The organism is Sanguibacter sp. Z41_6 (genome assembly GCF_059621145.1).
Map to the genome: position 1 here is coordinate 70,838 of NZ_JCAQIF010000005.1, position 12,816 is coordinate 83,653.

Here is a 12,816-nt window from a genome sequence, read left to right on the forward strand (position 1 = left end):
AGTACTGTTACGGAAGAGTAACGAACGATACCGGTCCAGCCAACCCCCTCCACGTCACAGTCGGCGCGGCCACGGGAATCCGGATGCACCGCGCCCCGCGCGAGGTGTGGGATTGTGGTCGTATGTCAGCACCTTCACCATCGGCCGGGAGCAGCCCCGGCGCCACGATCCTCGTCGTCGAGGACGAGCCCGCGATCGCGACCGCGATCGCTCAGCGCCTCGCGGCCGAGGGGTGGCGTACCGAGGTCGCCCGCGACGGGCTGACCGGCGTCGAGGCTGCGGCACGGCTGCAGCCGGACGCGGTCGTGCTCGACGTCATGCTGCCCGGGATCGACGGCCTCGAGGTGTGCCGTCGCATCCAGGCCGACCGCCCGGTACCGATCCTCATGCTCACGGCGCGCGACGACGAGACCGACATGCTCGTCGGCCTCGGTGTCGGCGCCGACGACTACATGACGAAGCCGTTCTCCATGCGGGAGCTCGTCGCACGGCTCAAGGCGCTCCTGCGGCGCGTCGATCGTGCGGCCCGGGCGAGCGCGGCGGATCCGTCCGAGCCCCCGATCATCGTCGGCGACGTGCACATCGACCGTGCGCAGCGTCGGGTGCACCGCGCGGGAGCCGACATCCACCTCACGCCCACCGAGTTCGAGCTTCTCGTCATGCTCGCGTCCTCCCCCCGCACCGTCCAGACCCGGGAGCGCCTGCTCGCCGAGGTGTGGGACTGGGCCGACGCCAGCGGGACCCGCACGGTGGACTCGCACATCAAGGCCCTGCGCCGCAAGCTCGGGCCCGACCTCATCCGGACCGTGCACGGCGTCGGGTACGCGTTCGAACCGCCCACCTCCGACTGAGAGTCCTCGCGCATGAGCAGCCCCCGGCATCCGCGGCCCCTGCGCCCCCACCTGCCCGACGTCCGCCCGCTCGACCGCTTCCGTTCCCTCAAGACCAAGCTCGCCGTCCTCGTCGCGGCGAGCGTGACGGTCGCCGCGTTCATCACGTGGATCGGTCTGCGCAACACGACGGGCCCGACGTACACGTTCCCGCTCGCGTTCTGCGTCTCCATGCTCTTCACGATGATCCTCGCCCGCGGCATGACCTCACCCCTGCGGGAGATGACTGCGGCTGCCCGGTCGATGTCCGAGGGCGACTACTCGCGCCGGGTCCGCGCCACGAGCCACGACGAGGTCGGCCAGCTGGCGATGGCGTTCAACGTCATGGCCGAGGACCTCGCGTCGTCCGACCAGGTGCGTCGGGAGCTCATCGCGAACGTCTCCCACGAGCTGCGGACCCCCGTCGCGGCCCTGCAGGCACAGCTGGAGAACCTCGTGGACGGCGTGGTCGAACCGACGCCCGCGACGCTCCAGACCGCGCTCACCCAGACGGAGCGCCTCACCCGGCTCATCACCTACCTGCTCGACCTGTCCCGCATCGAGGCGGGCGCCGCCGACCTCAGGATGACGGAGCTCGACGCGCACTCCTTCCTCCAGGAGACGGTCGACTCCATGTCCACCATCGAGGCGGGCAAGCACCTCGAGCTCGTCGTCGACGTCGAACCGGAGGGGCTCTCGCTCACCGCCGATCCTGAGCGCCTGCGACAGATCATCGTCAACCTCGTGCAGAATGCCATCCGGCACTCGCCCTTCGGGGAGGTGGTGACGGTGAGCGCGCGCCGCGCCGGAAGCTCGGTGGTCATCGACGTGAGCGACCGGGGGCCCGGCATCGCCAAGGAGGACCGTCAACGCATCTTCGAGCGCTTCGCCCGCGGCTCCGGCGGCCAGACCGGCCCGACGACCTCGGGCGGGACGGGGATCGGCCTCGCCATCGTGCGGTGGGCCGTCGATCTCCACGGAGGCACGATCGAGGTGGCGGACACCCCGAGCGGGGCGACGCTGCGCATCACCCTCCCGCAGGACGGCACGCCGTACGACCCCGGGCCCGACGACGGGCCCGACCAGCTGTTCGAGACGAGGGAGAACTGACGTCGTGAGCGTGACCTCCGCAGCACCCGAGCCAGGGAGGATCCGGGTGCGTGGCCTGTCCAAGCACTTCGGTGCCGTCCGGGCCGTGGACGACCTGTCCTTCGACGTCGAGCCCGGGCGTGTCACCGGCTTCCTCGGCCCGAACGGGTCCGGCAAGACCACCACGCTCCGGATGCTCCTCGGGCTCACCCGACCCACGTCGGGGACCGCCACCATCTCGGGCATGACGTACCAGCAGCTCCCCCATCCGCTGCGCGAGGTGGGTGCGGCGCTCGAGGCGACGAGCTTCCACCCGGGACGGTCGGGGATCGACCACCTGCGCGTCTACGCACCGCTCGCCGGGGCGAGCGACGCCCGCTGCCGCGATCTCCTCGACCAGGTGGGCCTCGCGGCCGCCGCCCGCCGGCCGGCGAGCGGATACTCCCTCGGGATGCGCCAGCGGCTCGCGCTGGCGACCACCCTGCTCGGCGACCCGCGGGTGCTGCTCCTCGACGAGCCGTCGAACGGCCTCGACCCGGAGGGCATCCGCTGGTTGCGCGGATTCCTGCGCTTCCTCGCCAGCGAGGGGCGTACCGTCCTCGTCTCCAGCCACATGCTCTCCGAGGTGCAGCAGTCGGTCGACGACGTCATCGTCATCGCCCGCGGGCGCCTGCTCCACGCGTCACCGATCGACACGCTCGACACCCTGTCCGTCCCCCGCGTGCGGATCTCCTCACCGGATCCCGCTGGGCTCGCGAAGCTCCTCGTCGCGCAGGGCTGGGAGCCGAGCGCCACCTGGGACGAGGGGCGCACCGTCGAGGTCGAGCACATCACGACGGCCCGGGCCGGCGCCGCGGCGCACGCCGCCGGGCTCGAGCTGCACGGGCTCACCGACCGCTCGGAGAGCCTCGAGGAGATCTTCCTGCGGATGATCGGCGAGCCGCTCCCGGTCACCCCGACCACCACGCCCGGAGGAACTGCGTCATGAGAGCGTCGTTGGTCAGCGAGTACCGCAAGTTCGTGACGACACGGCTGTGGTGGATCCTCCTGCTCGCCCTGGGCGGCTACATGGCGTTCCTCGGAGCGATCCTCGCCTTCAGCCTGTCCGAGGGCGCCCAGAGCGGGCCCGATGCGCCCGTCATCACCCCGGAGATGGTCCGCACCTCCGTCTACGGCGTCGCCGCCGCGTTCGGCTACGTGTTCCCCGTGACGATCGGCGCACTGTCCGTCACCGGGGAGTACCGGCACCGGACGATCATCCCCACGTACCTCGCGGACCCGAACCGCGTCCGCGTGCTCGGCGCCAAGGTCCTCGCCGCCGTTCCCGTCGGACTCATCTTCGGCATCGTCGGGACCCTCGCGACGATCGTCGCCGGGGCGGCGGTACTGGCCGCGACCGGGAACCCGACCCAGCTCCTGGCACCCGAGACGTGGACGCTCGCGCTGCGTTCCGTCCTCGTGCTGGCCGTCTGGGCGTGCGTCGGCGTCGGGATCGGTTCGCTGATCACCAACCAGGTGCTCGCCGTGATCGTCATCCTCGTCTACACCCAGTTCGTCGAGGCCGTGCTGAGGCTGGTGCTCGGCACCCTGGGTGGCGCCCTCGGCGAGGCCGCGAAGTTCCTGCCCGGTGCGGCCGGGGAGGCCGCGACGGGGGGCAGCGTCTTCTCGGCGATGGGCCTGGGGGACATGCTCCCGTGGGGGGCGGGTCTCGCGGTGCTGCTCGCCTACGCGCTCGTCCTCGCGGCGGCCGGCGCTGCGACGTCCCTGCGCCGGGACGTGCCCTGACGCAGGTCGCCGCTGTGCAGCTCCCGGCGCTCTTACCCCACTGTGCCCTGGGCAGCACCGTCTTTGGACGAACACCGCGGACCCGTTGCCGCGCGTTTACCTGCGAGTGAACCGCCTCACGAATCACACAAGTCGTTGGGTGATTCCGCCCACTTTCGGTCTCGACCGACAGCGTGGAGGCTCTAGGGTGGAGTGGTCTCGCGCCGCACTCCGAGCGGTGACGAACCGTGGTGAAAGTGGGCGATCCCAGCGTGTCCTCGAATGCTGACTCAGAGCCGATCAGCGATGTGAGCGCCGTCTTCGGCGCCAACGAATGGCTTGTCGACGAGCTGTACGAGCAGTACCTCCAGGACAAGGACTCGGTCGATCCCGCCTGGTGGGAGTTCTTCGAGCGGTACAGCCCCTCGCAGCCGTCCGACAGCGCGCACGGCGCCGACCCGTCGAGTGCCGCACCCGCACGGCCCGCACCTGCCACAGCCAGCCCGACGCCGGCGAGGAGCACCACCCCTGCTCCCCAGACCGTGCAGGACTCGACCCCCACGAAGGACGCAGACACCGTGAAGGACGCGAAGCCCGCTTCGGCCCCGCAGCCCTCGAACCCCTCGACCGCGCCCGGGCACGGCGCACAGGCCGCCCAGCAGGCGCAGGCCGTCCAGAGCGCCGCGGTCGCGCAGTCGTCGCCCACGCAGGCCGACGCCGAGCCCGCTCCCCCCGTCGCCACGGCGCAGCCCGCCACGGCCCCCTACGCCCAGGTGCCCGAGACCCGCGCGAAGGACCGAGCCCCGGTTGCGGACCCCCAGGTCACGAAGCTCCGTGGCCCAGCCGCACGTGTCGTGACGAACATGGAGTCGAGCCTCGAGGTCCCGACCGCGACGTCGGTGCGGGCGATCCCTGCCAAGCTCATGGTCGACAACCGCATCGTCATCAACAACCACCTCGTCCGTGGCCGCGGTGGCAAGATCTCCTTCACGCACATCATCGGGTTCGCGCTCGTCGAGGCTCTTGCCGAGATGCCCGCCATGAACGCCGGGTACACCTTGCTCGACGGCAAGCCCGCCGTCATCACCCCCGCGCACGTCAACCTCGGTCTCGCCATCGACCTCGCGAAGCCGGACGGGACCCGCCAGCTGCTGGTGCCGAGCATCAAGTCCGCGGACACGATGGACTTCGCGCAGTTCTGGTCCGCCTACGAGGATGTCGTGCGCCGTGCCCGCGGCAACAAGCTCACCGTCGAGGACTTCCAGGGCACGACGATCTCGCTCACCAACCCCGGCACCATCGGGACCGTGCACTCGGTGCCGCGCCTCATGCAGGGGCAGGGCACGATCATCGGTGTCGGTGCGATGGACTACCCGGCCGAGTTCGCGGGCGCGTCGCTCGAGCAGCTGTCCCGGATGGCGATCTCCAAGGTCCTGACGATCACCTCGACGTACGACCACCGGATCATCCAGGGCGCCCAGTCGGGCGACTTCCTGCGCATCCTCGGCACCAAGCTCCTGGGCGAGGACGGGTTCTACGACCGGATCTTCGCGTCCCTGCGCGTTCCCTACGAGCCCGTGCGCTGGGTGCGTGACAACACGATCGACGCCGACGCGGAGGCTGCGAAGCCCGCGCGCATCGCCGAGCTCATCCACTCCTACCGGTCCCGCGGGCACCTCATGGCGGACACCGACCCGCTCGCGTACCGCCAGCGCAAGCACCCGGACCTCGACGTCCAGACGCACGGCCTCACGCTGTGGGACCTCGACCGGGTCTTCCCGACGAGCGGGTTCGGGTCGACGCCCAAGGCGACCCTCCGCGACATCCTCGGACTGCTGCGTGACTCCTACTGCCGGTCCATCGGCGCCGAGTACATGCACCTCGCCGACCGCACGCAGCGCAAGTGGCTCCAGGCCCGTCTCGAGGCCGGGTACGAGCGCACGCCCCGCGAGGAGCAGCTGCGGATCCTGCGTCGCCTCAACTCCGCCGAAGCCTTCGAGACCTTCCTCCAGACGAAGTTCGTCGGGCAGAAGCGCTTCTCCCTCGAGGGTGGCGAGTCCGTCATCGCCCTTCTCGACGCCGTGCTCTCCCGCGCCGCGGAGTCGAGCCTCGACGAGGTCTGCATCGGCATGGCTCACCGTGGGCGTCTCAACGTCCTGGCGAACATCGCCGGCAAGAGCTACGCGCAGATCTTCAAGGAGTTCGAGGGCAACCAGGACCCCAAGAGCGTCCAGGGATCCGGCGACGTGAAGTACCACCTGGGCACGGAGGGGACCTTCACGTCCGAGTCGGGCGCCCGCACCAAGGTGTACCTCGCGGCCAACCCGTCCCACCTCGAGGCCGTCGACCCCGTCCTCGAGGGCGTCGCCCGGGCGAAGCAGGACCGGATCGACCTCGGTGGGGACGGCTTCTCCGTGCTGCCGATCCTCATCCACGGCGACGCGGCGTTCGCGGGGCAGGGCGTCGTCACCGAGGTGCTCAACCTGTCCCAGCTGCGCGGCTACCGCACGGGCGGGACGATCCACGTCATCATCAACAACCAGGTCGGGTTCACCACCGGCCCGTCGTCGTCACGCTCGACGCTCTACTGCACGGACGTGGCGAAGGGCCTGCAGGTTCCGATCTTCCACGTCAACGGGGACGACCCCGAGGCGGTCGTCCGCGTCGCACGGCTCGCCTTCGAGTTCCGCGAGCAGTTCGACCGTGACGTGATCATCGACATGATCTGCTACCGCCGCCGCGGCCACAACGAGGGCGACGACCCCTCGATGACGCAGCCGCTCATGTACAACCTCATCGAGGCCAAGCGCTCCGTCCGCACGCTGTACACGGAGAACCTCGTCGCGCGCGGCGACATCAGCCTCGACGAGGCCGAGCAGGTCCTCCAGGACTACCAGGCGCAGCTCGAGCGCGTGTTCACCGAGACGCGGGACGGTGACTACACGCCGAACTCCGACGCCGACCCGATCGCCGGCCTCGAGCGTCCCGAGTCCCAGCGTGAGGACGCGGGCACCATGGTGGGGTGGAAGACCGCGACCGACCAGAGCGTGCTCGACCGGATCGGGCACGCGCACGTGACGCCCCCGGAGGGCTTCACCGTCCACCCCAAGCTCGGCCAGCTCCTCGAGAAGCGCGCGAAGATGTCCCGCGAGGGAGGGATCGACTGGGGCTACGGCGAGATCCTCGCCTTCGGTTCGCTGCTCATGGAGGGCACGCCGGTGCGCCTGGCCGGACAGGACTCGCGGCGCGGGACGTTCGTCCAGCGGCACGCGGTCATGCACGACCGCGAGACCGGAGCGGAGTGGACCCCGCTGCTCTACCTCGCGGCCGACCAGGCGAAGTTCTGGGTCTACGACTCGTCCCTCAGCGAGTACGCGGCCCTCGGGTTCGAGTACGGCTACTCGGTCGAGCGCCCCGACGCCCTCGTGCTCTGGGAGGCCCAGTTCGGTGACTTCGTCAACGGTGCGCAGATCATCATCGACGAGTTCATCTCCTCCGCCGAGCAGAAGTGGGGTCAGAACTCCTCCGTCGTGCTCCTGCTGCCGCACGGTTACGAGGGACAAGGTCCGGACCACTCGTCGGCCCGTCTCGAGCGGTTCCTGCAGATGTGCGCGGAGGACAACCTCACGGTCGCGTTCCCGAGCACCCCGGCGTCGTACTTCCACCTGTTGCGGCGGCAGGCGTACGCCCGGCCCCGCCGCCCGCTCGTCGTCATGACGCCGAAGTCGATGCTCAGGCTCAAGGCCGCAGCCTCGGCGCCCGAGGACTTCACCTCGGGCACCTTCCGCGAGGTCATCGGGGACGATGCCGCCGAGCGTCGGGTTGCGGACGGGTCGCCGGTCGACCGCGTGCTCCTGTGCTCGGGGAAGGTCTACTACGACCTCCTCGCCCACCAGGCCAAGAACGAGGACACGCGCACGGCCATCGTCCGGATCGAGCAGCTCTACCCGCTCGAGCCCGCGGCGGTCACCGAGGCGCTCGCCCCGTTCGGCGACGCTGAGCTCGTGTGGGTGCAGGACGAGCCGGAGAACCAGGGTGCGTGGCCGTTCATCGCGCTCAACCTCCCGTCGGCCATCGGTCGCCCGCTCCGCGTCGTCTCGCGCTCGGCGTCCGCGTCGCCCGCGGCGGGGTCCGCGAAGAAGCACCAGGTGGAGCAGGCCGAGCTCATCGCGCGGGCGTTCGAGCGCTGATCGGTCCGGTCCCCCCCGCTGTCCGCCGCGGCAACCCGGCAGACGCCCGACACACCCACCGGTGTGCCGGGCGTCTGCCGTACGGGGGCGGACAATGGCACGACGCACCGTGCGCCCTTTCCACCCTCGACCCGAACGGGAGCCCCCTGTGACCTCGCCCGGCACTGACCAGCTGCGCATCTGCGTCGTCGGAGACGAGCTCGCTGCCGGGGTGGGAGACCCGAAAGGTCTCGGCTGGCTCGGGCGCGTGACCGCACGCACCCACTCCCCCGCGCTCACGATGGTCTTCCCCCTCGCGGTCCCCGGCGAGACGACCACGGCGCTCAGCGCACGCTGGGAGGCCGAGTTCAACCGGCGCGCGACAGGCGACCCCCGTGTCGACCACCGCCTCGTCATCGCGCTCGGCCGCGCGGACATCGCCGCCGGGCTCTCCGTCGCCCGCAGCCGGCTCAACCTCGCGAACATCCTCGACGTCGCGGACGACAGGAAGATCCCCACCTTCGTCGTCGGACCACCTCCGGGACCGGACGCGGAGCGCGACCGTCTCGGTGAGCTGTCGACAGCCTTCGGGGACGTCGCGAACCGCCGACGGGTGCCATACGTCGACACGTTCACCCCGCTCGTCAGCCACGAGCAGTGGTTGAGCGACCTCGCAGCGAACGGCACGCCCTATCCCGGGCAGGCGGGCTACGGCCTCATGGCGTGGCTCGTGCTGCACACCGGGTGGTACCGCTGGCTCGGGCTGCCCGACGACGCCGCCTGAGCCCGTCGGAGCTGTGCCGTCCGCCGGGTGCGGGTGTCTCGCTGCGGTCCGGGCGGGTCGGGAGGAAGTCTGTCACCTGCGGCCGGGAGATGGCCGTGGACGCGGTGCGCGAGCCTCCTGGAGACGGCAGAGTGGTGCCATGACGCTTCGCTGGTACTCCACGGTCATCGAGTCCACCGACCACCGCCACCTCGCGCGCTGGTGGTCCGAGGCTTTCGGATGGGAGGTGCTGCTCGAGTCCGACGACGAGGCGGTCGTCGTTCCACCCTGGGCCCGCGAGCTCGGGCGCACACTCGCCTTCGAGCAGGTACCACCCGGCCTCGTGTTCGTGCCCGTGGAGCATCGGAAGAAGGGGAAGAACCGCCTGCACCTCGACTTCGCCCCGCATACGGGCCAGGACCGCGAGGCCGAGATCGAGCGCTTGATCGGACTCGGGGCGCAGCGGACGGACGTCGGGCAGGGACCCGACGTGACCTGGGAGGTCCTGGCCGATCCCGACGGCAACGAGTTCTGCGTCCTGTCGTCGCGGGACTACTAGCCGTCGCGGGATCACCGGCGCAAGAACGCCTCGCCGGGAGCGGACAGGCCCCACTCATCACCGGCCCCTGCCCAGCGGCAGCGCACAACAGACCAGCGCGCCGGATCCCTCAGCCGCGGGAGACGATGACGTCGCCCGAGACGGTGCTCGTGGACAGGAAGGTCGTGGCGTCCGGCTCCGCCCGGTCGACGGCCGCCGGGCGCGCCCCGCGGGCCCGCAGGTCCACGCCGTCGAGCACGATCTTGCCCGAGACGCTCCGGGCGTGGAGGTCGATGCGGGTGCCCTCGGGGGCGCGCAGGACGATGTCCGAGGACACCGTCTTCGTCGTGATGACGCAGGCGCCGGGGTCGGTGGTGAGCGCGACGACCCCGGAGACGGTGCTGATGTCGGCCCGCGTCGGACGCCCGGAGACGCCGATCGAACCCGTACCGGTCCGGACGTTCACGGGACCGCGGTGCTGCGCGACGTCCGCCGCGCCGGACACGGTCGACACCGTCGCGGAGCCGATGACGCCGTCGAGCTCGACCGGGCCGTCGACGGTGCTCACGGTCACCGCGCCTTCGACGCCCGCCACGTGCACGGACGCACGCACCGTGGACACCCGGACGGCCACGGCCGGCGGCACGTGCAGGACAACCTCGACGGAGTCCTTGTCCCGCAGCCCACGGATCCGGTCGACGACGCCGTCGATCCCCGTGAAGTCGTACGAGACCCGGAGCTCGTCCCCGGCGAGGCCGACGACGAGCGGTCGCGCCGAGATGGCGAGCACCTCGGTGCGGACGTCGAGGTGCTCGTGCGCGACGACCCGCACGGAGCCGGCATTGATCGACACGACGACCGTCGTCACGGGGCTCGGCAGGTCGAGCGCGAGGTGGGGCTCGGTGTCCTCGGGGTTCCCCGCGCGCGCAAGGAGCGCGGTCGAGACGGTACTCGGCTCGCTGATGGTCCAGGACTCGGTGCGCATGCTCTGTGAGGTCACACGCGCAACGGTAGCCCGGCGGCCTGGGTCGACCAAGCGGTGACGCGGGCTCAGGAGATGATGCCGGCGCCGCGCAGCTCGACGGTGAGGTCCTGCGGGTTCGTCGCCGCGCCGCACGCCTCGTCGTACGTGATGACGGCGTCCCGCACGAGGTCGAACAGGTGCTGGTCGAACGTCTGCATCTTGTAGTACTCGCCCTCCTTGATGAGGTCGAGGAGGGGCGGGTTGTCTGCGGGGTGGACGATCGCCTCCGCGGTGCGTCCGGTGTTCACGAGAACTTCCGACACGACACGTCGGCCGTTGCCGTCCGCGCGCCGCACGAGGCGCTGCGAGACGATCCCGCGCAGCGCCTGGGACAGCGCCGTACGGACCTGGACCTGCTCGTGGGGCGGGAAGAAGTCGACGATGCGGTTGACCGTCTCCTGCGCGTCGATCGTGTGCAGGGTCGACATGACGAAGTGCCCGGTCTCAGCGGCCTGCAGGGCTGCGCGCACCGTCTCGGCGTCGCGCATCTCGCCGACGAGGATGACGTCCGGGTCCTGGCGCATGGCCGCGCGGAGCGCTGACGTGAAGTCGGCGGTGTCCTGCCGGACCTCGCGCTGGGAGATGATCGCCTTCTTGTCCGTGTGGAGGACCTCGATGGGGTCCTCGATGGAGATGATGTTCACCTCGCGCAGCGTGTTGATGAGATCGACCATCGAGGCCAGCGTCGTCGTCTTCCCCGAGCCGGTGGGCCCGGTGACGAGGACGAGTCCTCGCGGCTCGAGCGCCAGCTCGCCGACGACCTCGGGGAGGCCCAGCTCGGAGATGGACAGGGTCCCCTCGGTGACCCGGCGGAACACGAGGCCGACGTGGCCACGGGCCTGGTACGCGTTGACGCGGAACCGGCCGACGCCGTCGAGCTGGAACGCGAAGTCAGCCTCGTGCGACCGCTCGAAGTCGTCGACGAACTGGCTCGGCAGCACCTCCGAGAGCATGAACATCGTGTCATCCTCGGTGAGCGGGGGTGTCTGCAGCCGGCGCAGACGGCCGTCGACACGCACGCGCGGCGACGACCCCACCTTGCAGTGGAGATCGGACGCACCGGTGCTCGCCAGTGCGTGCAGCAGCGGGATGACGGACTGGCTCTGTTCGCTCACGCATGGTCTATCGGCATCGTCGCGCCGCACTTGAGGGTCTCGGTGGGCGTGGGCCGCCACACCGGCGCGGCCCACCGGAGCGTCACGGGCCGTCCCCGGACGCCCCGTGCTGGTTCTCGGCGGCATGTGTGGGACGATAGGAAGAGGCACGTGCGGCCACACGCGCGGCTACCCCTTCCTTTCACTCTAGGAGACCATCATGAGCAAGCGCGGACGCAAGAAGCGTGACCGTAAGAAGAGCGCAGCCAACCACGGCAAGCGCCCCAACTCCTGACCTCACGTCGCACGGCCACCCGAGCATGCTCCGGAGGCCGTGACGGACGACGAAGGCCCGGCTGCCATGGCAGCCGGGCCTTCGTCGTTCCACCCGGCTCGCCAGCCGACGGGACGTCGCTCAGGGCGTCGGCGGCGGCCCGGCCGACGCGGTGTGCACAGCGATTGCAGCGCGGATCCGTGCTCGCAGCTCATCCGGAGCCTGCTCGGCGCACGACCGACGCACGAGACGCTTGACCATCTCCTCGACCCCGAGCTCGGCGAGGCACGGCGAGCAGCCCGCGACGTGCTCCTGCATCCGCTGCGCATCCTGGAGGGTCATCTCCGAGTCGAGGTACTCGTCGAGGTGGCGCATCACCTCGTCGCAGGACTCGAGGTGCCGCATCGCCTCGGTACAGTCGTCGGCCGTCATCGCACGTCCTCCTTACCACCGGCAGGAACAAGCCCTCGCTCGACCGCATAGTCCCCGAGCAGCTCCCGCAGCTGCGCGCGCCCACGGTGCAGCCGCGACATCACGGTGCCGATCGGCGTTCCCATGATCTCGGCGATCTCCTTGTAGGGGAAGCCCTCCACGTCGGCAAGATAGACCGCGATCCGCCGGTCCTCGGACAGCTCCTGGAGCGCACGCTTGACGTCGGAGTCCGGCAGCCGGTCCAACGCCTGTGCCTCGGCGGACGGCAGACCCGTCGAGGAGTGGGAGGCGGCCCGGGCGATCTGCCAGTCCTCGACGTCGTCCGCGGCGGACTGCAACGGCTGACGCTGCTTCTTGCGGTACGTGTTGATGAAGGTGTTCGTGAGGATCCGGTACAGCCACGCCTTGAGGTTCGTGTCGGGCCGGTACTGGTGGAAGGCCGCGTACGCCTTCGCGAACGTCTCCTGGACGAGGTCTTCGGCATCCGAGGGGTTGCGGGTCATCCGCATCGCCGCCGAGTACAGCTGGTCGAGGTGCGCGAGCGCGTCGCGCTCGAAGCGGGCCGTGCGCGCGGCGTCGCTCTCGGTCTCCGGGGAGCGGTTCAGGTCGTCGGTCATCACCGACGAGCCTAGTCGCCCGACGGCCCCCTCGCGCGGACGGTCGTCGACGGCGACGAACGTCCGCGGTCCGCTCGTCAGGTCCGCTGGTCGGCACTCCACAGCACAGGTCACGTGGGGCACAACGCCGCCCACCGCCCGGGCATTCCCATCGCGCTGCTCACCCACGCACCTGCTGGCAGC

12 protein-coding genes are annotated in these 12,816 nt (G+C 70.5%); 8 read left to right on the forward strand and 4 right to left on the reverse strand.

Going from position 1 to position 12,816, the window contains the following annotated elements; all coding sequences use genetic code 11:
* Nucleotides 1-122 precede the first annotated feature (122 nt).
* From AC54T1_RS12195 to AC54T1_RS12225, 7 genes are all read left to right on the forward strand, one after another.
* Nucleotides 123-851 (forward strand): response regulator transcription factor, encoded by a 729-nt coding sequence (locus AC54T1_RS12195; RefSeq protein WP_484345995.1) that lies wholly within the window; start codon nt 123-125, stop codon nt 849-851.
* A gap of 12 nt (nt 852-863) precedes the next feature.
* Nucleotides 864-1,979, forward strand: a complete 1,116-nt coding sequence (locus AC54T1_RS12200) for a HAMP domain-containing sensor histidine kinase (RefSeq protein WP_484345994.1) — start codon at nt 864-866, stop codon at nt 1,977-1,979.
* 4 nt (nt 1,980-1,983) lie between these two features.
* Nucleotides 1,984-2,946 carry an ABC transporter ATP-binding protein gene (locus AC54T1_RS12205; RefSeq protein ID WP_484345993.1) on the forward strand — a complete coding sequence of 321 codons (963 nt, stop codon included), beginning with the start codon at nt 1,984-1,986 and terminating at the stop codon, nt 2,944-2,946.
* Nucleotides 2,943-3,743 carry an ABC transporter permease gene (locus tag AC54T1_RS12210; RefSeq protein ID WP_496912104.1) on the forward strand — a complete coding sequence of 267 codons (801 nt, stop codon included), beginning with the start codon at nt 2,943-2,945 and terminating at the stop codon, nt 3,741-3,743. Before AC54T1_RS12205 ends, AC54T1_RS12210 begins: the two co-directional genes overlap by 4 nt.
* 251 nt (nt 3,744-3,994) lie before the next feature.
* On the forward strand, nt 3,995-7,912 hold the full coding sequence (locus AC54T1_RS12215; RefSeq protein ID WP_496912105.1) for a multifunctional oxoglutarate decarboxylase/oxoglutarate dehydrogenase thiamine pyrophosphate-binding subunit/dihydrolipoyllysine-residue succinyltransferase subunit: 3,918 nt from the start codon (nt 3,995-3,997) through the stop codon (nt 7,910-7,912).
* Between the two features lie 148 nt (nt 7,913-8,060).
* The gene (locus AC54T1_RS12220; protein WP_484345990.1) at nt 8,061-8,675 is read left to right on the forward strand and encodes a GDSL-type esterase/lipase family protein; all 615 of its coding nucleotides are present in this window, start codon (nt 8,061-8,063) and stop codon (nt 8,673-8,675) included.
* Between the two features lie 139 nt (nt 8,676-8,814).
* Complete coding sequence (locus tag AC54T1_RS12225) at nt 8,815-9,213, forward strand: VOC family protein (protein WP_496912106.1); 399 nt, start codon at nt 8,815-8,817, stop codon at nt 9,211-9,213.
* A 109-nt stretch (nt 9,214-9,322) separates the two neighbouring features.
* On the opposite strand, the gene AC54T1_RS12230 is transcribed toward AC54T1_RS12225, so the two are convergent.
* Both AC54T1_RS12230 and AC54T1_RS12235 read right to left on the reverse strand, forming a co-directional pair.
* Complete coding sequence (locus AC54T1_RS12230; protein ID WP_496912107.1) at nt 9,323-10,192, reverse strand: DUF4097 family beta strand repeat-containing protein; 870 nt, start codon at nt 10,190-10,192, stop codon at nt 9,323-9,325.
* Between the two features lie 50 nt (nt 10,193-10,242).
* The gene (locus tag AC54T1_RS12235) at nt 10,243-11,331 is read right to left on the reverse strand and encodes a type IV pilus twitching motility protein PilT (RefSeq protein WP_484345987.1); all 1,089 of its coding nucleotides are present in this window, start codon (nt 11,329-11,331) and stop codon (nt 10,243-10,245) included.
* Nucleotides 11,332-11,530: 199 nt separating this feature from the next.
* Here AC54T1_RS12235 and AC54T1_RS12240 point away from each other — a divergent pair, with 199 nt between their 5' ends.
* Nucleotides 11,531-11,605 (forward strand): 50S ribosomal protein bL37, encoded by a 75-nt coding sequence (locus AC54T1_RS12240; protein WP_484346051.1) that lies wholly within the window; start codon nt 11,531-11,533, stop codon nt 11,603-11,605.
* Nucleotides 11,606-11,725: 120 nt separating this feature from the next.
* On the opposite strand, the gene rsrA is transcribed toward AC54T1_RS12240, so the two are convergent.
* On the reverse strand, nt 11,726-12,016 hold the full coding sequence (rsrA, locus tag AC54T1_RS12245) for a mycothiol system anti-sigma-R factor (protein ID WP_484345986.1): 291 nt from the start codon (nt 12,014-12,016) through the stop codon (nt 11,726-11,728).
* Nucleotides 12,013-12,714: a sigma-70 family RNA polymerase sigma factor gene (locus tag AC54T1_RS12250; protein WP_484346050.1), complete on the reverse strand. Its 702-nt coding sequence runs from the start codon at nt 12,712-12,714 to the stop codon at nt 12,013-12,015. Before AC54T1_RS12250 ends, rsrA begins: the two co-directional genes overlap by 4 nt.
* Nucleotides 12,715-12,816: the final 102 nt, after the last annotated feature.

Bases quoted from the DNA above. Each gene is read 5' to 3' on its own strand.
- AC54T1_RS12195 (WP_484345995.1), top strand. From the start codon at position 123: ATGTCAGCACCTTCACCATCGGCCGGGAGCAGCCCCGGCGCCACGATC.
- AC54T1_RS12200 (WP_484345994.1), top strand. From the start codon at position 864: ATGAGCAGCCCCCGGCATCCGCGGCCCCTGCGCCCCCACCTGCCCGAC.
- AC54T1_RS12210 (WP_496912104.1), top strand. From the start codon at position 2,943: ATGAGAGCGTCGTTGGTCAGCGAGTACCGCAAGTTCGTGACGACACGG.
- AC54T1_RS12225 (WP_496912106.1), top strand. From the start codon at position 8,815: ATGACGCTTCGCTGGTACTCCACGGTCATCGAGTCCACCGACCACCGC.
- rsrA (WP_484345986.1), bottom strand. From the start codon at position 12,016: ATGACGGCCGACGACTGTACCGAGGCGATGCGGCACCTCGAGTCCTGC.